A 19,295-nucleotide genomic window follows, 5' to 3' on the forward strand; every position below is an offset into this window, starting at 1 on the left:
ATGCAACTGAAATCATCCATTTCATTGAAACAACAAACTTTATTCCGTCAACACTGCCTGATTGACGGCGAGTGGCAAGACAGCCAAAACGGTGAACGTCTGGATGTCACCAATCCGGCGACGGGCGCGGTGCTGGGGTCGGTACCACTAGTGACGGCGTCACAAACCAAGCAGGCGATTGCCGCCGCAGAGTTGGCGTTAGTTGAATGGCGTAAGAAGACGGGAAAAGAACGTGCCGCGCTATTGCAGGCGTGGGCGCGCCTGATTATGGACAATCAGGAAGATCTGGCTGTACTGCTGACGGCGGAGCAGGGAAAACCGCTGGCGGAAGCGCGGGGTGAAATCGCCTACGCGACCAGCTTTATCGACTGGTTTGCGGAAGAAGCTAAGCGCATTGAAGGCAGCGTGCTGCAATCCCCGCAGGGGCAGCAGCGTTTGCTGGTGATTAAGCAGCCTATTGGCGTGTGTGCGGCGATTACGCCGTGGAATTTCCCGGCGGCGATGATTACGCGTAAGGTCGGGCCCGCACTGGCGGCAGGCTGTACGATGATCGTTAAGCCCGCCGAGCAAACGCCGTTTACCGCGCTAGCGCTGGCGGAACTGGCACAGCAGGCCGGTATTCCGCGCGGCGTATTGCAGGTCATCGTCGGTGATGCGCAGTCGGTCGGTAAGGTGCTGTGCGATAGCCCGGTGGTGCGCAAGCTGAGCTTTACCGGCTCGACGGAAGTGGGTCGCATCCTGATGGCGCAAAGCGCGCCAACGGTGAAAAAGCTGTCGCTGGAGCTGGGCGGCAACGCGCCGTTTATCGTGTTCGATGATGCCGATGTGGAGCAGGCGGTGAAAGGCATTCTGGCCTCCAAGTTCCGTAACAGCGGGCAGACCTGCGTTTGTGCCAACCGGATCTACGTGCAGAACGGTATTTACCCAACGCTGGTCGAACGGCTGGTTGAGGAAGTGCGCAAGTTGAACGTCGGCGACGGTACGCAGCCGGGCGTGACGCAGGGACCGCTGATTGATGCCGATGCGGTGAGCAAGGTTGAGCAGCACATTGCTGATGCGTTATCGCACGGCGCAACGCTGCTGCTGGGCGGTAAACGTCACGAATTGGGCGGCACGTTCTTCACGCCAACCATCGTCGGCGGGGTGACGCGCGAAATGCGTTTCGCCCGCGAAGAGACGTTCGGGCCTGTGGCACCGCTGTTCCGCTTCAGCGATGAGGCGGAGGCAATAGCGATGGCGAACGATACCGAATTTGGGTTGGCGGCCTATGTCTACACGCGTGATGCCGTGCGTCAGTGGACGGTGCCGGAAGCGCTGGACTACGGCATGGTCGGCATTAATACCGGGTTGATCTCGAATGAAGTCGCGCCGTTTGGCGGAGTGAAGCAGTCTGGGCTGGGGCGTGAAGGGTCACGTTTCGGTATTGAAGACTATCTGGAAATGAAATATCTCTGCGTCGATCTTTCACGCTAGATCGTCGGTAAGAAACGCGTGTCGATAGCCCCTATCGGCACGCGCACACCAGACGCGCAATGTGTCTGGGTGGTGCAAGGCAATGCTGGCTTGCACCACAACATGGCAAAAATGGTGAAATGGCATCAGGTGAAGAGTGAAGTTGTGTATCCCTGATGCTTCTCATCACCGTTCCCGCCGCCGCAGCAGTAAAACATCAATAAAATTTTTGAATTGGCACAATTTATGCTCATATTTTTTTGCATGATTATCATGATACATGATGCATCAAAATGGCAGTCTGCAAAATTGTGGTTCGTATTTGACCTTATACGTTGGCTAACACTCCAGGAGCAAAACTATGACCCTATTCAACGCCATGTCCAAACTTACCAACACATCCAAAGCGAAAGGCCTCAGCAATCGTCCGGTACTGAAGAAAATGGCGGCCACGGTTTTTCTGGTGACGATGGCCTGTCAGGCGCAGGCGGAATCCGTCACGGTGATTTCATTCGGCGGGTTGAACAAAGATGCGCAGGATAAGGCATTTTACAAACCGTTCGCTGCGGCGGGTAAAGGCACGGTGGAAGCTGGCGAATATAACGGTGAAATGGCGCGTATCCGGGCGATGGTGGAAACCGGACAGGTAGGCTGGGACGTCGTGGAAGTCGAAGGCCCTGAACTGATGCGCGGCTGTAGCGAAGGGCTGTTTGAACCGCTGGACTGGTCAAAACTGGGCGATCAATCTCAGTTTGTCAAAGGCGCGGTGACCGAGTGCGGTGCGGGGATTTTCCTGTGGTCTACCGTGCTGACCTACAACGCACAGAAGCTGAAACAGGCACCGAAAAGCTGGGCCGACTTCTGGAATGTGAAAGATTACCCCGGCAAACGTGCGCTGCGTAAAAGTGCCAAATTTACGTTGGAAATCGCGCTGCTGGCCGATGGCGTGAAGCGTGACGATCTCTACACGGTGTTGGCGACGCCAGAAGGTGTCGAGCGCGCCTTTAAGAAATTGAATCAGATCAAATCGAATATCCAGTGGTGGGAATCCGGCGCACAGCCGCTGCAATGGCTGGTGTCGGGCGATGTGGTGATGACGTCTGCCTATAACGGCCGCGTCGCGGCGGCGCAGAAAGAAGGGCATGACTTCAAGATTGTCTGGGCCGATAGCATTTACGATCTGGACAGTTGGGCGATCGTAAAAGGCTCCAAGCACAAGGCACTGGCGGAGCAGTTTATCGCGTTTGCCAACCAGCCGGAAAACCAGAAGGTGTTTGCCGAGAATATTCCGTATGGCCCGACGCACGTCAAAACCACCAGCCTGCTGGCACCGGCCGTCGCCGCCAATCTGCCGACCGCACCGGATAATCTGGCACAGGCCTTGCAGGTCGATACTGAGTTTTGGATCGATCATGGTGAAGAGCTGGAGCAACGTTTTAACGCCTGGGCCGCGCAGTAAAGCCGCAGTGAGTGACCGTACGTGATGATGGAGAAAGAGCCTATGTCCCAGAGCGATATCGTAACCGCTGCGCTGTCTGGCGGAAACGAGGATTATTCGACACTGAAACAGCAATTGTCGGTGGCGCAGAAAGCCTATAAAAAACGCTCTCTGTTGCTGATTGCGCCGCTGTTTCTGTTTATCGTGGTGAGTTTTCTCTTCCCGATCACCTCGATTTTGGGGAAAAGCGTCTCCAACCCAGAATTGCGCGACAATATGCCACAGACCATTGCCGCAATGCGGCTCTGGTCGGGCAACGATGTGCCGGATGAGGCGGTGTTTCGGGCGTTGGTTGGCGATCTGCGCGATGCCCGCAGCAGCGGTAAGTTAAGCACGATCACCAAACGATTGGGGTATGAAGGGGCGGAATATCGCACGCTGATTACCCGCACATTGCGCAAGCTGCCCGCTGAGGGCAGCAGCGATATTCGTGACCAACTGATACGTGAACAGCCGATGTGGGGCGAGTTGGCGACCTGGCAAACGTTCGATCGCGCGGCGCGGCCTTTCACCAGCTATTACCTGCTGGCGGTATTTGACCACAAAGTCGATGCCACCACGCAGCAGATTGTCCCGCAGCCTGCCGATCAGGCGCTGTATGTCGATGTGCTGCTGCGTACGCTGCTGATGGCGGGTGTGGTGACGCTGCTGTGCGTGGGGCTGGGATACCCGCTGGCCTATTGGCTGGCGAAACAGCCCTCTAACCGTGCCAACCTGCTGCTGATTCTGGTGCTGTTGCCGTTCTGGACATCGCTGATCGTGCGGACGGCAAGCTGGATTGTGCTGTTGCAGTCCGGTGGCTTGATCAACCGTTCGCTGATGCACATCGGCATTATCGACGAGCCGCTGGTACTGGTGTTCAACCGCATCGGTGTCTACATCTCAATGACCCACATTCTGCTGCCGTTCTTCATTTTACCGCTGTACGCGGTGATGAAAGGCATTTCCCCGAACTACGTACGGGCGGCGATTTCGCTGGGTGCGCATCCGTTTATCGCCTTCTGGCGGGTTTACGTGCCGCAAACCTACGCGGGCGTGACGGCGGGAGCGCTGCTGGTCTTTATGATGGCGATTGGCTACTACATTACGCCTGCGCTGCTGGGCGGGCCGAGTGACCAGATGCTGAGTTATTTTGTCGCGTTCTTCACCAATACCACCATGAACTGGGGAATGGCGGCCGCGCTAGGGACGCAGTTGCTGATCATCGTGACGTTGCTGTATGTCGTGTACATCCGTGTAACGCGCACCAATGCGGAAGCCGCGGCGCACTAAGCACACCTTATATTGGGGAGATAACAAATGAGACAGCAGGGTGAAGTGGTTATCCGTCTGTGGAACACGTTCTTTAATTTCTACGGGGCGGCGATGCTGTTGTTTTTAATCGTGCCCGTGCTCGTGATTGTGCCGCTCTCATTCAATGCCGGTTCGTTTCTGAGCTATCCGCTGACGGGATTTTCCCTGCGCTGGTATCGCGAATTTTTCAACTCCAGCGAGTGGCTGGGCGCGTTGGGCAACAGCCTGCTGATTGCGCCGCTTGCCACGTTGCTGGCGACGGTGCTTGGCGTGCTGGCCTCAGTCGGGCTGGTGCGCGGTGAATTTCGCGGTAAGTCACTGGTAATGGCGGTGCTGATTTCACCGATGATTGCGCCGGTGGTAATTGTCGCGGTAGGGATGTTTTTCTTTTTCGCTAAACTGTCGCTGCTGAATAGCTATCTGGGGCTGGTATTGGCCCATGCGATGCTGGGCGTGCCGTTCGTGGTAATTACGGTCACGGCGGTATTGAAGAACTACGATCACAACCTGACGCGTGCCGCCGCCAGTCTGGGCGCTTCGCCGCTGCTGGCTTTTCGCAAGGTCACGTTCCCGCTGATTGCCCCCGGCGTGTTCTCCGGCGCGCTGTTTGCTTTTGCGACCTCGTTTGATGAGGTTATCGTCACGCTGTTCCTTGCCAGCCCGCGCCAGCGCACGCTGCCGCTACAGATGTTTGCTGGTATCCGCGAAAACCTCGACCCGACGATAGCCGCCGCCGCCACCATGATGGTGGGTGCTGCGCTTATCCTGCTAATCGTGATGGAGATTTTACGCCGCCGTTCGGAGCGGCTACGGAGTGGGAACTAATCTGGCAAACATCATCAAAAAACAACCAGTGTAAGCGGCTCGGTTGTTATCCGGCGTAAGAAATTATGCTGAGGAGATAGCAGGCTTAGGATGAGCGGCATAGATGCCGCGAAAGCTTGCGCCACGTAGGGAACGTGTCGCAAGCGGTCCGTTAAGCCTGATACCGACGAAGGCATCGCGCAGCGACATGATTAGCGCCGAAAAGCCAGGGTTCGCAGGGCGACGGCGAGTGAGCCGCCCTGCGTCGGGCGCGTGCTACGAGGTAGCATGAAATAACAGTACTGTAGCGCACGAAACGCTCCCTGATTCGGCATAAAAGTGTGTTTAAGAGCGCATTTCGCCACGAGAAAAGATCGATTTTTGCTGAAAATTTCTTCAGCTTTTTTTAAAACCCAGTTGATGATGCATCAAACACCATTTTGATGTGTGTTGTGTAAAAAATGATTGTACACAGACTCAGGAGGTTCGGTATGACAGCGCAAAAAACACTACTGCTGACCGGTGCCAGCCGGGGAATCGGGCATGCCACCGTTAAGCATTTCCACGCGGCGGGGTGGCGGATCTTTACCGCATCGCGCCAGAACTGGGCGGAAGAGTGCCCGTGGGCGGAAAAGTTGCTTAATCATATTCATCTCGATTTGGAAGATATCGACAGCCTGCAACAGACGTTACCGCTGATTAAGGAAAAACTGGGCGGGCGGCTGGATGCGCTGGTCGATAACGCGGGTATTTCGCCAAAAGGCGCTGATGGACAGCGCTTGGGCGTCCGCGATACGGACTATGCGACCTGGCTGCGGGTCTTCAACGTCAACCTGTTTTCCTGTGCGTTGCTCGCAAACGGCTTGTTCGATGAACTCAAGGCCTCACAGGGCTGCGTGATTAATGTGACCTCGATTGCCGGATCGCGCGTTCACCCCTTTGCCGGCGTGGCTTACGCCACGTCAAAGGCGGCGCTATCCGCGCTGACGCGGGAAATGGCGTTTGATTTCGGCCCACACGGCGTGCGCGTAAATGCGATTGCGCCGGGAGAAATTGAAACCTCGATTCTGTCACCCGGTACGGGCGACATCATTGAACGGCAGGTGCCGATGCAACGTTTAGGCAAGCCCGAAGAAGTCGCCAGCCTGATCTATTTTCTCTGCACTTCCGGTGCCTCTTATGTCAACGGCGCGGAAATTCACGTTAACGGGGGGCAGCATGTCTGACGGACGACTCAGCACACTTTTTCCTTCATTCCCACGTCTGGCGTCCAATCAGCCCGTTTTTGTCGAGGCTTCGCCGCACGGCGATGAATTAATGACGCAGGCCGTCCCGCAGGTTTCCTGTCAGCAGGCTTTGGCTATCGCGCAGCAAGAATATGGATTGACCGGGCAGATGGCGCTGCTTCAGGGCGAGCGTGATGTAAATTTCTGTCTGACGGTCACGCCGGATGAACGCTACATGCTGAAAGTCATCAATGCAGCGGAACCTGCCGAGGTCAGCGACTTTCAGACCGCGCTGCTGTTGCACCTTGCTCAGCGGGCGCCCGAATTGCCCGTCCCGCGTATCAGGCCGACAACGGCGGGTCTGTCGGAAACGAGCGTTGAGATGGATGGCGTATTGCTGCGCGTGCGTCTGGTGAGCTATCTGGCGGGTATGCCGCAATATTTGACTTCGCCTTCAACGGCGCTGATGCCGCCACTGGGAGGCTCGCTGGCGCAGTTGGACAACGCGCTTCAAGGCTTTACGCATCCGGCGGCGAACCGTTCGCTGCTGTGGGATATCAGCCGCGCGGAATCGGTGCGTCCTTATCTCGATTTTGTTTCTGAACCGCAGCAGTACCAGCATCTTCAACGTGTTTTTGACCGCTATGACAGCGACGTCGCGCCCGCATTGACGACGCTACGTCGTCAGGTCATTCATAACGATCTGAACCCGCATAATGTGCTGGTCGATGGCACGTCGCCGACGCGGGTCACCGGCATTATCGATTTTGGCGACGCTATCTTTGCCCCAATAATCTGCGAAGTGGCGACGGCGCTGGCGTATCAAATTGGCGATGGGGCGGATCTGTTGGAACAGGTTGTGCCGTTTATTGCCGCGTATCACCGGCACAGGCCACTGACATCGGCGGAGATCGCACTGCTGCCCGATTTGATAGCGACCCGCATGGCGCTCACGCTGACCATTGCGCAGTGGCGTGCATCGCGCTACCCCGATAATCAGGAGTATCTGCTGCGCAATGTGCCGCGTTGTTGGCACAGTTTGCAGCGCATCGCGACCTATTCCCATGCGCAGTTTGTGACTCGCCTACAGCAGGTTTGCCCGGAGAACGCGCGATGAATCAGAGAGGAATCACTTCTGAAATGACGATGACAGACGATTTGCTGGCACGCCGTCAGCGAGTGTTGGGCAGCGGCTACCGCCTGTTCTATAACGAACCACTGCACGTCGCGCGCGGCGAAGGCGTGTGGCTGTTCGATCATCAGGGAAAGCGCTATCTGGACGTCTATAACAATGTAGCTTCGGTTGGGCATTGCCATCCCGCGGTGGTGGAAGCGATGGCGCGACAGAGTGCACAGCTCAATACCCATACGCGGTATCTGCATCATGCGATTGTCGATTTTGCAGAAGATCTGTTGAGCGAGTTTCCTGCTGAGTTGAATAACGTGATGCTGACCTGTACCGGCAGTGAAGCCAACGATCTGGCATTGCGCATTGCCCGACATGCTACAGGAGGAACGGGCATGTTGGTGACACGCTGGGCGTATCATGGCGTGACCAGCGCGCTGGCAGAGCTGTCGCCGTCGCTGGGGGAAGGTGTTGCGCGTGGCCGCCATGTGAAGCTGATTGACGCACCGGATACCTATCGTCAGCCCGGCGCATTTCTTACCAGCATTCGTGAAGCGTTGGCGCAGATGCAGCAGGAGGGGATTCGTCCTGCCGCGCTGCTAGTGGATACGATTTTTTCCAGCGATGGCGTGTTCAGCGCGCCGGAAGGCGAAATGGCGCAGGCGGCGGCGCTGATCCGTCAGGCGGGCGGGTTGTTTATTGCGGATGAAGTACAGCCGGGCTTTGGACGCACGGGGGAATCGCTATGGGGCTTTGCGCGCCACGGCATCGTCCCGGATATGGTGAGTTTAGGGAAACCGATGGGCAACGGGCATCCTATCGCCGGATTGGTTGGACGTTCCGCGCTGTTCGACGCATTTGGGCGAGATGTCCGCTATTTCAATACGTTCGGCGGCAATCCGGTGTCCTGTCAGGCGGCGCACGCGGTGCTGCGGGTGATTCGCGAAGAGCAGTTGCAGCAGAATGCCCTGCGGGTGGGTGATTATCTGCGGCAAGGGTTGCAACAACTGGCGCAGGATTTCCCGCTGATTGGCGATATTCGGGCTTACGGTTTGTTTATTGGCGTAGAACTGGTCAGCGATCGTGAAAGTAAAGCGCCGGCAAGTGAATCGGCGTCGCAGGTGGTGAATGCCATGCGTCAGCGCGGTGTGCTGATCAGCGCAACGGGGCCAGCGGCAAACGTGCTGAAAATTCGCCCGCCGCTGGTGTTTCAGGAAGAGCACGCCGATGTGTTTTTAACCACGTTGAGCGACGTGTTAAAAGTCATCGTCACCCGCACGTGGGAATAATCAATCGCGTGGGTGACGTGAAAAGGTAAGGTGATTAGATACGGAACGCTGCAACGGCATGGCTGAGTTCACCCGCACGTTCGGACAGCGAACTGGCTGCTGCGGCGGCTTCGTTCACCAGCGCGGCGTTTTGCTGCGTGACCGTTTCCATCTGTGAAATCGCGGTATTAATCTGTCCGATACCCAGACTTTGTTCATTGCTGGCGGTGGAGATTTCGGTCACGATCGATGCCACGCGTTTGATGTCTTCCACTACGCTTTGAATTGTGCTGCCCGCATCGATGACGGCATGGTGTCCATGGTTTGCCTGTTCGACGGACGTCCCGATCAGTTCTTTGATCTCTTTCGCCGCGTTGGCACTGCGCTGTGCCAGCGTGCGTACTTCTCCCGCGACCACCGCAAAGCCTCGGCCCTGTTCGCCCGCTCGAGCGGCTTCCACGGCGGCGTTCAGCGCGAGGATGTTGGTCTGGAACGCGATGCCGTCGATCACGCCGATGATATTGGTGATTTTCTCTGCGGATGACACCATTTTCTGCATTGCTGATGTCACATCGCCCATCATCTTGCCGCCGTCAACTGCGCGCTGTGAGGCGGTGGTTGCCAACTGGCTGGCGTGAGCGGCATGGGTGGCATTCTGTTTGACCGAGGACGTCATCTGTTCCATTGATGCCGCCGTCTCTTCCAGTGAACTGGCCTGCTGCTCGGTACGAGAGGAGAGATCGATATTGCCACTGCTGATCTGGCTGGATGCGGTCGCAATAATGTCGGCGTTACCGTGTACACGCTCGACGATATCGGTCAGGTTCAGCACCATTTCCCGCAGTGCGGTTTGCAACTGTCCCATTTCATCGTTCGACGTAATTTCGATGCGATGCGTCAGATCGCCATCTGCCACTTTTCTGGCTAAATTCACGGCATTTTTTATCGGTACGGCAATCGATATAATCAATCGCCAGCCGGATAAGGCAACGATAACGATCCCCGCCAGAAGGGTAATCACTACGGAAAGTAATATATTACTGAAACTACTTTGTGATTCCAAATAGAGTTCCTGACCTACATCAGATTGTAATTTAATCAGCTGGTCAGCCGTCTTTTGCAGCGGTGCGTATTCGCTTTTTAAGGTATGATTAATAATATATTCTAATGCATTTTTATCATTCTTCTGTATTGCATTAATGGCAGGAATAACGACTTTATCGTTGTATTGCTTGTATAACACTGCAAATTGTTCTTCTAATAACTTTTCGTCGCCCGTTAAATACGTCTTACTGTATAAACCCCATTGCACATCATAAATTTTTTGTGCTTCTGCGATGTGCTCTAACCCGGTCTTGACATTGTTCGGCTGTGAGAGATCAACGCTGGCGATTTCAAACATCACGGTGTTCACCTGTCTGGTGATATTGTCCAGATAACCCAGTGCTATCAGCCGATCCTGATACAGAGTTTTCATCGACTGGTTGGTATTGTTCATGCCAAACAGCCCGATAAGCGAGACAACCAACAGCAATAATGCCATTAACACCATAACCGAAATTAATTTAAATTTAATACTCATAAATACCTCTAATTACTCCCGGATAAGGAGCGGTATTCTTATATCGACGGAATAAAGAGAATGTTTATGTTGAGATAAACTAAAATTTAAAAGTGGTATCAGGGGACTTACAATAGCACCGATTTACATTGATTTACAAATCGTTCGGCATTCTATGCTGGTTGGGTGGGCAATCATTAAAATATTATCCTGTCCGGAAAGTTACCGTTACAGCTAACTGAAGACGATAATATTTAAGATAACGCCATAGCGGTAATTTTTTAAAAAACCAGAGCTGTTGGTTTTTTAAAAAAATGAAACAAAAGAATGTGGATAATAACGAAGGCAATTGATTTCCGTTATTACATGTCATTTTTTTGTAATAGTCCTCTTCCCCGCGTTTTCCTGCGTGAGGAAGAGGAGAAACGCTAGCGGTGCTGAGCTAATTGCACGGCGTCATGTAGATTGAGGCGTTGCCAGAAATTCTGTGCACCTTTATCGCTCGGTGCGCCGGAGAGCGGGTAGCGGTCGGCCAATGCGGTTTTCACCATCAGGCTTCTGTGTTCGGCAACGGAAAGAGGTGGAAGCACGGGGTCGAGCAGGACTTCTGCACCTTCGGGAACGCTAACCGGAGACGCCGCGCCAGGTTGGGCTGGCAGGCCGTATGTCATCGTGTAGCGATAAAACCTCTTCATCTCCGGCGCTCAACGTTGTGCCACAGGCTTTCTCTAATGCGCTGCGCAACGCCGTCTTCGCCTGTTCAAACAGCCGACGATACTGTGGATCGTTGAGGTAGTGCGCCACATTGCGTTCGGCGATCATCCGCGAACCGATCACGTCTAATGGATAATGCACGTCCAGCACGATGCGCGAATAGCCATAGCGCGCGCCGCGATCGATCAGCGGGACGAAGCGCTCGGGGATCATTTCCGCTAACAGCAGCGCATCGGTGTAACCCGTGTTGGCATGCCCGCTCGGAAATGCGCCGCCGTAAGCGGTGTAGGGCTTGTAACGCATGGTGGCATCCTTAATTGGGAGGATAAATGCTTGTCGGTGCGGGATCAGGCTAGGTGCTGATTGTGACGGTCATGTTTCAGGATATATTTTGAGATGCTTATCAACGCATTATCATGATTTGTTATGTTTGGTGACGTGGTGAGCTTCATGCGATAACCGAGGGCGTTTGTTGCTTATATAGAAGAAAAAGACATAAAAAAGTTTCTAAAAAATGGAAAGGTGATTTGCTTTTTTTATCATTGACGCAAAGCTCATTTCTCTCTACTTTAAACAGACGATTATTTTTCAATATTTTATTGATTTATAAGTAATTAATCTAATTATAGCAAAAATGGCAGACATCAATAGCCCGGTTATTCCTCAGCGCAAAAAGGCGATGGCGAGCCTATCCCTGTTCAAAATGGCAAGTGAAACAGTCCTGTGGGATAGATTCAACGTCCACTAATGCGAAATGATTTTACCCACGAACAGTTTTACCACGAACAATGGTTTCCCTACATCAAACAGGTATACGTTTGCGTATGCCGATAAATAGTCTGTAACAGCAGGAGTGAGTCAGGTAATGATTCGGTTAGAAAACGTGAGCGTTGATTTTCCCGCCGGTAAAGCAGCACAGTCCAGGGCGGTAAACAACGTCAACCTGACCATTCAACAGGGTGAAGTTTTTGGGATTGTCGGCACCAGCGGCGCGGGAAAGAGTACGCTGCTGCGGACGATCAATTTATTGCAGCGCCCCACCGAAGGGCGTGTATTTCTGGGTGATACGCTGATTAGCGATGCGTCCGGCCGTGAACTGCGTCAGCATCGGCAGCGTATCGGGATGATATTCCAGCATTTTAATCTGATGCATACCCGCAATGTGTATGACAACGTGGCGTTCAGCCTGCGTGCGGCGGGAAAGAGTAAGGAAGAGATTGCAACGCGCGTGCCGGAAATCTTGGCGCTGGTCGGGTTGCAGGATAAAGGAACATCTTATCCGGCGCAGTTGAGCGGCGGGCAGAAACAGCGTGTGGGTATCGCCCGCGCCATTGCCAACCATCCCGAAGTGCTGCTGTGTGACGAACCCACCTCTGCGCTGGATTTAGAAACGTCGGCATCTATTCTGGCGCTATTGAAAAGCATCAATGTCCGGTTAGGTATCACGATCGTGCTTATTTCCCATGAAATGAGCGTGATTAAAAGTATTTGTCAGCGTATGGCGGTGATGACTGGCGGGAATATTGTGGAAGAGGGTGACGTCTTTACGATCTTCTCTGCACCGCAGCACGCCTACACCAAACAGCTGGTTAGCCATACTACGCCGGTCGAATTACCTGAACGCTTTAAGCAGAATAATAAAGGCGTCTTGCTGAAAATACTTTTCGCCGATGATTCGGTAGAACAACCGATATTATCCGACGTGGCGCAGCAATTTCAGGTCTCGGTCAATATTCTGCACGGCAATATTGAATACATTAACGATCGCGCGCTGGGGCATATTATCGCTCAGATTTCATACCGTGACGATCCGGCTGCGGATAACTTAGCCGCGGCTATTGCTTATATTCGACAGAATACCTTTGGGGTGGAGGTCATCAATGACTGAGTTATTCGGTGAATTAATCTTCGCTTTCGGTGAAACCTTCACGATGGTGTGTATTTCAACGCTCTGTGCGGTGGTATTCGGCTTGCCGTTAGGTATCGCGATTTATGTGACCGATCGTCATTTATTCTGGCAAAACCGTTTTATCTATCTGATCTCAACCATTCTGGTGAATATCATCCGCTCGATCCCGTTTGTGATCCTGCTGGTGCTGCTGTTGCCATTAACGCAACTGCTGCTGGGGAACACGATAGGGCCGGTTGCGGCGGCGGTGCCGATGTCGGTTGCGGCGATTGCGTTTTATGCTCGTCTGGTGGATTCCGCGCTGCGTGAAGTCGATCCGGGCATTGTGGAAGCGGCTGAAGCCTTTGGCGCCAGCCCGACGCGTATCATCGCGACCGTGCTGTTACCGGAAGCGCTGGCTGGATTATTACGCGGCCTGACGATCACGCTGGTCAGCCTAATTGGCTACTCGGCGATGGCCGGAATTGTTGGCGGCGGCGGTGTCGGCGATCTGGCGATCCGCTTCGGCTATTACCGCTATGAAACCGAAGTGATGGTGGTAACGGTCATTGCGTTGGTGGTGTTGGTGCAGGTCGTGCAAACGCTGGGTGATAGGCTATCGCGTCGGGCGAATAAGCGCGAACGCCGCTAAACCACCACGGCAGGATAAGGTATTCAGGGCAGCAGAGAGATGTCATGAAAATAGACAAAATTGTATTAAGAAAAATGAAAATGGCGCTGAAAACGCCATTTACCACCAGCTTTGCGACGCAGACGGAGAAACACTTTTCCATCGCGGAAGTGCACGCTGGCGGACACATTGGTTACGGTGATTGCTCGGCCATTTCGCTGCCGTTTTATAACGAAGAAACCAACGTCACCGCCTGGCATATTATGCGTGACTTCCTGATCCCGATGATTAAGCAGGTTGGGAATATTGAACATCCTTCGCAGGTGCGCGATATTTTTGCCTCGGTAAAGCGTAATAACTGCGCTAAAGCGGCAATCGAAGGCGGTATTTGGGATGCTTACGCGAAGATAAAAGGCGTGCCGCTACATCAATTACTGGGCGGCGTGCGGAATAACGTCGAAGCGGGTGTGAGTATTGGTATTCAGGACACGCCCGATCAATTAGTCAGCGTGGTTGATAATTTCCTGAACGAAGGCTACAAGCGCATCAAAATAAAGATCAAGCCGGGAAAAGATTACGACCATATTGCAGCACTGCGTCAGACGTTTGGTGATATCACGCTGATGGTGGATGCTAATTCCGCTTACACGCTGGACGATATCGATTTCTTTAAGCGCATCGATAAATTCAATCTGCTGATGATCGAACAGCCGTTAGCGCATGACGATATTATCGACCACCGCAAACTTCAGGCGGCGGTGAATACACCGATCTGTCTGGATGAAAGTATTGCATCGGTAGAAGATGCGCGTAAAGCGATAGAGCTGGGCAGCGCCAAAATCATCAATATTAAAGTCGCGCGCGTGGGCGGCATTACCGAAACCAAGCTGATTCATGACTACTGTCAGGCCCACAATATTCCGGTGTGGTGCGGCGGTATGCTGGATACGGCGGTCGGCAAAGCGCACAACATTGCGGTGTCTACGCTGCCGAACTTTATCTACGCGCACGATATTCCGCCATCTTCCCGCTACTGGCATGAAGACTTCATGCTGCCGTTTGTCGAATTAGACAAAGACAGCTGTGTTGCGGTGCCAAATAAACCGGGAATCGGCTTCGATATTAACCCTGAACTGTACGAAAAATATTGCTACGGACAGGAAACCTTTTTGTTTTAGCTGATTCTTTAATCAGAAATTTTAAATCATATACCCTAAATAATTCGAGTTTCATGAAGGCGGCAAGAGAAGGAATCCCGATGAGCTTACATTGGTAAGTGATTCGGGTGAGTGAACGTAGCCAACGCACATGCAACTTGAAGTATGACGGGTATAAGTGTGAGCAGTAAAACGTTATCCAACACCAGGGAATAACGTTATAAAAATAGAATAGGGCGCTACGACGCCTATAACCGTTATACGACATGGCAGCAGAGCGCGTGGGATAGAAGAGTAAAGCGTCCGCGCCAGGGACAAAAACGTCAATGACGCTTTTGAACGTCGCTTACGACGGCCCTGTAAGGGTGAATCTCGGGATGAGATTCATATTGCGCGGCTCGAGCGTACAGGGATGTATTTACAGCGTCTTTACGATCTACCCACGCGCTCTGCCTGCCTTACTTCGTCATCAATATCATGGCACCTATTACGCCCAAATAATGGTAAAGACTGACTAAATCGGACAGACAGGAACGCGACGATGCGATTGAAAAAACTCATTCCACTCATGCTGGTGTTGGGCATCTCTCAGGCTTACGCAGCAGATTCAGGCAAAGAAATCACCATCGGCGTCTCGCCGGGGCCGTATGGCGATATGGTCACTAAAGCGATCAAACCGGAAATGGTGAAGAAAGGCTACGACGTAAAAGTGCGTGAATTCAGCGACTACATCCAGCCGAATCTGGCGCTGTCGAACAACAGTATTGACGCCAACCTGTTCCAAAACCGTCGCTATCTTGATCGTTTCAGCGCGGATAAAGGGCTGAAACTGGCAGAAGTCATCACCGTGCCGACGGCCAGCATGGGTTTTTACTCCAACAAAGTACGCTCGCTGGATGAGCTGAAAGCGGGCGATATCGTGACGCTGCCAAACGATCCGTCAAACCTGGCGCGTTCACTGGATTTCCTGCAAAAATACGGCCTGATCAAGATCAATCCAGACATTACGCCGACCAAAGCCTCGCTGCGTGACATCACAGAAAACCCGAAAGGGCTGGTCTTTAAACCGCTGGAGGCTGCACAGCTACCGCGTGCGCTGGGCGGCGTAACGGGTTCGTTGATTAACGCCAACTTCGCGATTTCCGCTGGCCTGAACCTGTCTGATGCCATTCAACTGGATGTGCTGCCGGAAGATCTGAAAAACATGATCGTTGTGCGTGCGGAAGATGCGGACAAACCGTTCGCTCAGGATCTGAAAGCCGCCGTCCAATCCCCGGAATTCGCCGCGTTCTTTGAGGACAAAAACTCGATGTTCCACGCGTTCCAGAAGCCTGAGTGGATGAAGAAGTAATTACGGTTTTGTTTGTAATTAAGCCCTTAATCTATGTAAGTAAAGGGAACGTTTCGGGCGTATTGGTATGAGTGCTAGTTTATAACACTGTATCCCGCCCGACATAGGGCAGCTCAAACGCCGCTTGCCCTATGAACCCAGGCTAATGGCTGAAATTATGCCGCTTACGCGGTTCCTTCGGTGTCCATGACCGTATTCCGAGCCGCCAGTGACGCGATTACTCGCCCCATGAATGGGGCTCGCCCTTCGGGCCAGCACAAGTGCTGTTCAAAAACGTCGTTGGCGTTTTTGTCCGACGCGGCACTGGCTTTCGCGGCGTCCATGCCGCTCACTCGGCGGTCATCTCCACCTCAGCCTAATTTTTAATGCCAGTGAAAGACAGAGAAGATAAGCACTAAACATCACTTCTGATGTGCACACCCTCTGTGTTCGTCTAGTAACGCATCTCCTTGCTCCCCCAGTTCCCAGAACAGGCCAGTCATGATCGCTAACCCTTCGCGGGCGACGGATTTCAGCAGGTGTTCGTTGACCGCGTGCTGGCCGCATGCCGGATAGGAGTGTGGGATCCACAGTGTTGGCAGGCCGAGGATATCGGCGAAAACGTCATTAGGCAGCGATCCGCCCAAATTCGGTAACAGCGCGGGCTGTTTGCCGCTGATTTGCTGCATCAGTGCCAGCGTCCAGTTCACTAGCGGATCTTCGGGGTTAAAACGCGTCGCCGGAGACGTATTAAGTACCTCAACCTCCACCTGCGTAAAGCCGTGCTGGTCGAGGTGTTGACGCACATGTTGCGCCAGATGCTGCCAGTCGGTGCCTACCACAAAGCGCAGTTGGCAAATCGCCGTCGCGTCGGCGGGAATCGCGTTCACCGGCTTGTGCGGATTGCCGGTAATGAACGACAGTACTTCCAGCGTGTTCCAGCCAAATAGCCGTTCGGCAGACGTGAGACCGTCTTCGCCCCAGTTTGCATCAATCGCTGGATCGCCCTCGCTGCCTGCGGGGTCGATGGTGCTGAGAATTTCCCGCAGCGCGGGCGTTAACGGCGGTGGCAGCAGGGCGTCGATCTTCATCCGTCCTTGTCCATCCACCAGACTGGCCACGGCGTTCGCCAACTGGGTACCCGGATTGCTCAGCAATCCACCCCAGTTACCAGAGTGGTAGGCCCGATCGCGTGCCTGGATGTGCAAACGGAAATTGATGCAGCCGCGAGAGCCGAGGAACAGCGTCGGGCGTTCTGCGCTGAGGCGCGGACCGTCGGAGGCGATAAAGAGATCGGCGGCCAGCGCCTGCTTGTGTTGTTGGCACAGCTCGGCAAGCCCCGGCGAACCAATTTCTTCGCCCATCTCGAACAGCAGTTTGCAGTTGAAGCCTAAACGCTGCCCGCGTGCCTGAAATACCTGCTCCAGTGCCATTAGGTTGATGCTGTGCTGGCCTTTGTTATCGGCGCTGCCGCGCCCGTACCAGTGGTCGCCTTCTTCCACCAATTCCCAGGGCGTAAGCCCGTTGCGCCAGTTTTCTTCATCACCGAAAACCACGTCGCCGTGGCCGTAAGACAGCACGGTCGGCAGGTTGGGATCTTCAATACGTTCGGCCAGCAAAAAAGGGGGATGACGTTCATCCGACGAAGCAATCAGCCTTACGCTGAATCCCATCGCCTGCAACGCGGGCTGGATCTCGTCAGTCAGATAGCGGTTAAGCGCGGGATGGTTACCGGCTTTTTGGCTCTCGCTAGCGTAGGCAATACGCCGGGCCAGCATCTGTTTAAATTCTCCGCGATCGAAACGTTCACAGGCGATACGAATAAGGTCTGCGTTGGTCATGCCTTTCCTTGCTGGATAATGTGCCGAAGTTACCGATATTTAAAGAAAAAAAGAGCTTTGCAACAATAATAAAAATTGCAATTAAGCTTTGCTTTTAATATAAACCTGCGAATCCCCCCGCGATGTCTGAAAGGAACACCGCCATGCACAGCTCCGAGATTCGTTATTTCCTAGTGGTTGCCACCACCGGTTCGCTCAGCGCCGCCAGTCAGCACCTGTTTGTGGCCGTTTCTGCGATCAGCCGCCAAATTCAGCGGCTGGAAGAACGCATCGGCGTGCCGCTGTTCGAACGTCATGCGCGCGGCATGGTTCTGAATGATGCGGGGCGGATTTTGGAAAATCACGTGCGTAAGAGCATGATGGACATGGATGCCGCCGTGGCGGAGATTCAGGGGCTGAAAGCCAGCCGTCGGGCGCTGTTGCGCATCGGCTGCACGGAAGGGATGGCGTTTGATCTGCTGCCGACGCTATTTGCGCGTTTCCGCCAGCATGATCCAGATACCACCTTTGCGCTGAAAGTCGAGTCGGCGATGCAGGTGTCCCAGATGATTCGCAATGGTGAAGTGGATATCGCGCTCCAGTTTGCGCTGGCGCCCGAACAGGGCGTGAATGTGGAACTGGCGCTGCCTGCGCCGCTGATGCTGCTGATGTCTGACGATCACCCACTGGCGCAGCAGTCTATTCAACTGGCGGATCTGCATCCTTTCCCGCTGGCCTTGCCGGAATCCTCGACCACGCTGCGGCAGTTGTTCGACCTCTCATGTCGCATGAATGGCACCTTTCTGGAACCGACGCTGTGCTGCAACAACTTCACCACGCTTTATTACTATGCGATGAGCACGCCGGGGGCGGTCACCGCCTGTAGTTTCTATTCCGTGATGTATAAATGCTTACAGCAACCGATGCGCCTGAAGCCGCTTAACATCAAGCAGCTTGACCAGCGCTCGCTTCAGATTCAAACGCTGGCAGGCAAAGCGCATGCGCCGCAGCAGCAGGCTTTCCTTGATTTTATGATGGCGGAGCTGCGTCAGGGAGAAGCGTATTATCTGAGCCAGATCGCTACCGATGCGGTTTGATACGGTTCATTGCTGTTGCTGATTAGGAGAAACACGGGGATGAGGTTCCCGCAGGGATGCCTCGCCCCGTGGTCGCTCCGGGTATCTCGATCTTTCCGCGAGCGATTTTACGCCTTCATTCCATCTCAATAATGTCGCGCTTTTGCTCGTCTTCGAGCTGTCGCAGGACGCGATACACCTGCGCGACGGAGTTTTCAACTTGCGAAATACTGCATCATGCAATCTATGCCGCAGTAGGAGAAAGATCAGATCTATTTCTATGTGTGGTCTTTATTCAAATGAAATAATTTCAAAATTAATCAATTTATTGAGTTATTTTCGGTTCTTTTTTCATACTATTGAATTTTCATTTGCTTGCTATCCTTTGTTTGCCATTTTTTATTAAAGGATTCGCTTCAAGGATGTCACAGGGAACGTTTTCATTATTCTG

General features: G+C 53.6%; 15 protein-coding genes and 1 pseudogene. 13 read left to right on the top strand and 3 right to left on the bottom strand.

Annotation, left to right across the window (positions count from 1 at the left end; all coding sequences use genetic code 11):
- The 8 genes from EO763_RS10200 (at window position 1) to EO763_RS10235 (ending at window position 8,688) form a co-directional block, all read left to right on the top strand.
- Window positions 1-1,473, top strand: coding sequence for an NAD-dependent succinate-semialdehyde dehydrogenase (locus EO763_RS10200; RefSeq protein ID WP_161528866.1), 1,473 nt, complete (start codon window positions 1-3; stop codon window positions 1,471-1,473).
- 18 nt (window positions 1,474-1,491) lie between these two features.
- A complete protein-coding gene (locus tag EO763_RS10205; RefSeq protein ID WP_161528867.1) occupies window positions 1,492-1,629 on the top strand; it encodes a hypothetical protein in 138 nt (45 codons plus the stop codon).
- Window positions 1,630-1,831: 202 nt separating this feature from the next.
- Window positions 1,832-2,911, top strand: a complete 1,080-nt coding sequence (locus EO763_RS10210) for an ABC transporter substrate-binding protein (protein WP_161530373.1) — start codon at window positions 1,832-1,834, stop codon at window positions 2,909-2,911.
- Window positions 2,912-2,953: 42 nt separating this feature from the next.
- Window positions 2,954-4,222 (top strand): ABC transporter permease, encoded by a 1,269-nt coding sequence (locus EO763_RS10215; RefSeq protein WP_161528868.1) that lies wholly within the window; start codon window positions 2,954-2,956, stop codon window positions 4,220-4,222.
- A gap of 27 nt (window positions 4,223-4,249) precedes the next feature.
- The gene (locus EO763_RS10220) at window positions 4,250-5,068 is read left to right on the top strand and encodes an ABC transporter permease (RefSeq protein ID WP_039544793.1); all 819 of its coding nucleotides are present in this window, start codon (window positions 4,250-4,252) and stop codon (window positions 5,066-5,068) included.
- A 470-nt stretch (window positions 5,069-5,538) separates the two neighbouring features.
- Entirely contained in the window at window positions 5,539-6,273 is a 735-nt protein-coding gene (locus EO763_RS10225) for an SDR family NAD(P)-dependent oxidoreductase (protein ID WP_039471839.1), read from the top strand.
- Complete coding sequence (locus EO763_RS10230) at window positions 6,266-7,390, top strand: phosphotransferase (protein ID WP_161528869.1); 1,125 nt, start codon at window positions 6,266-6,268, stop codon at window positions 7,388-7,390. Before EO763_RS10225 ends, EO763_RS10230 begins: the two co-directional genes overlap by 8 nt.
- Window positions 7,387-8,688: an aspartate aminotransferase family protein gene (locus tag EO763_RS10235; protein WP_161528870.1), complete on the top strand. Its 1,302-nt coding sequence runs from the start codon at window positions 7,387-7,389 to the stop codon at window positions 8,686-8,688. Before EO763_RS10230 ends, EO763_RS10235 begins: the two co-directional genes overlap by 4 nt.
- A gap of 34 nt (window positions 8,689-8,722) precedes the next feature.
- Here the strand turns inward: EO763_RS10235 and EO763_RS10240 are convergent, their stop codons facing one another.
- Together EO763_RS10240 and EO763_RS10245 are read right to left on the bottom strand one after the other, a co-directional pair.
- A complete protein-coding gene (locus EO763_RS10240; protein ID WP_161528871.1) occupies window positions 8,723-10,249 on the bottom strand; it encodes a methyl-accepting chemotaxis protein in 1,527 nt (508 codons plus the stop codon).
- A gap of 407 nt (window positions 10,250-10,656) precedes the next feature.
- A pseudogene (locus EO763_RS10245) lies at window positions 10,657-11,239 on the bottom strand (phosphatase PAP2 family protein); the annotation flags it as partial.
- Between the two features lie 568 nt (window positions 11,240-11,807).
- Here EO763_RS10245 and EO763_RS10250 point away from each other — a divergent pair.
- From EO763_RS10250 to EO763_RS10265, 4 genes are all read left to right on the top strand, one after another.
- On the top strand, window positions 11,808-12,830 hold the full coding sequence (locus EO763_RS10250; protein ID WP_161528872.1) for a methionine ABC transporter ATP-binding protein: 1,023 nt from the start codon (window positions 11,808-11,810) through the stop codon (window positions 12,828-12,830).
- On the top strand, window positions 12,823-13,482 hold the full coding sequence (locus EO763_RS10255) for a methionine ABC transporter permease (protein WP_116586849.1): 660 nt from the start codon (window positions 12,823-12,825) through the stop codon (window positions 13,480-13,482). Before EO763_RS10250 ends, EO763_RS10255 begins: the two co-directional genes overlap by 8 nt.
- Window positions 13,483-13,526: 44 nt before the next feature.
- On the top strand, window positions 13,527-14,639 hold the full coding sequence (menC, locus tag EO763_RS10260; RefSeq protein WP_161528873.1) for an o-succinylbenzoate synthase: 1,113 nt from the start codon (window positions 13,527-13,529) through the stop codon (window positions 14,637-14,639).
- 520 nt (window positions 14,640-15,159) lie between these two features.
- Entirely contained in the window at window positions 15,160-15,969 is an 810-nt protein-coding gene (locus EO763_RS10265; protein WP_039489317.1) for a MetQ/NlpA family ABC transporter substrate-binding protein, read from the top strand.
- Between the two features lie 401 nt (window positions 15,970-16,370).
- Here EO763_RS10265 and EO763_RS10270 read toward each other — a convergent pair whose 3' ends face one another.
- On the bottom strand, window positions 16,371-17,789 hold the full coding sequence (locus tag EO763_RS10270) for a M20 family metallopeptidase (RefSeq protein WP_161528874.1): 1,419 nt from the start codon (window positions 17,787-17,789) through the stop codon (window positions 16,371-16,373).
- 143 nt (window positions 17,790-17,932) lie between these two features.
- Here EO763_RS10270 and EO763_RS10275 point away from each other — a divergent pair, with 143 nt between their 5' ends.
- Window positions 17,933-18,865, top strand: coding sequence for a LysR family transcriptional regulator (locus tag EO763_RS10275; RefSeq protein WP_103159836.1), 933 nt, complete (start codon window positions 17,933-17,935; stop codon window positions 18,863-18,865).
- Window positions 18,866-19,295 lie beyond the last annotated feature (430 nt).

It is taken from the genome of Pectobacterium odoriferum, from assembly GCF_009931295.1.
Taxonomy (GTDB): Bacteria; Pseudomonadota; Gammaproteobacteria; order Enterobacterales; family Enterobacteriaceae; genus Pectobacterium; species Pectobacterium odoriferum.

What these genes read in the sequence shown, in the direction of transcription:
- EO763_RS10200 (WP_161528866.1), top strand. Translation starts at nt 1, where the DNA reads ATGCAACTGAAATCATCCATTTCATTGAAACAACAAACTTTATTCCGT.
- EO763_RS10210 (WP_161530373.1), top strand. Translation starts at nt 1,832, where the DNA reads ATGTCCAAACTTACCAACACATCCAAAGCGAAAGGCCTCAGCAATCGT.
- EO763_RS10215 (WP_161528868.1), top strand. Translation starts at nt 2,954, where the DNA reads ATGTCCCAGAGCGATATCGTAACCGCTGCGCTGTCTGGCGGAAACGAG.
- EO763_RS10220 (WP_039544793.1), top strand. Translation starts at nt 4,250, where the DNA reads ATGAGACAGCAGGGTGAAGTGGTTATCCGTCTGTGGAACACGTTCTTT.
- EO763_RS10225 (WP_039471839.1), top strand. Translation starts at nt 5,539, where the DNA reads ATGACAGCGCAAAAAACACTACTGCTGACCGGTGCCAGCCGGGGAATC.
- EO763_RS10230 (WP_161528869.1), top strand. Translation starts at nt 6,266, where the DNA reads ATGTCTGACGGACGACTCAGCACACTTTTTCCTTCATTCCCACGTCTG.
- EO763_RS10235 (WP_161528870.1), top strand. Translation starts at nt 7,387, where the DNA reads ATGAATCAGAGAGGAATCACTTCTGAAATGACGATGACAGACGATTTG.
- EO763_RS10240 (WP_161528871.1), bottom strand. Translation starts at nt 10,249, where the DNA reads ATGAGTATTAAATTTAAATTAATTTCGGTTATGGTGTTAATGGCATTA.
- EO763_RS10250 (WP_161528872.1), top strand. Translation starts at nt 11,808, where the DNA reads ATGATTCGGTTAGAAAACGTGAGCGTTGATTTTCCCGCCGGTAAAGCA.
- EO763_RS10255 (WP_116586849.1), top strand. Translation starts at nt 12,823, where the DNA reads ATGACTGAGTTATTCGGTGAATTAATCTTCGCTTTCGGTGAAACCTTC.
- menC (WP_161528873.1), top strand. Translation starts at nt 13,527, where the DNA reads ATGAAAATAGACAAAATTGTATTAAGAAAAATGAAAATGGCGCTGAAA.
- EO763_RS10265 (WP_039489317.1), top strand. Translation starts at nt 15,160, where the DNA reads ATGCGATTGAAAAAACTCATTCCACTCATGCTGGTGTTGGGCATCTCT.
- EO763_RS10270 (WP_161528874.1), bottom strand. Translation starts at nt 17,789, where the DNA reads ATGACCAACGCAGACCTTATTCGTATCGCCTGTGAACGTTTCGATCGC.
- EO763_RS10275 (WP_103159836.1), top strand. Translation starts at nt 17,933, where the DNA reads ATGCACAGCTCCGAGATTCGTTATTTCCTAGTGGTTGCCACCACCGGT.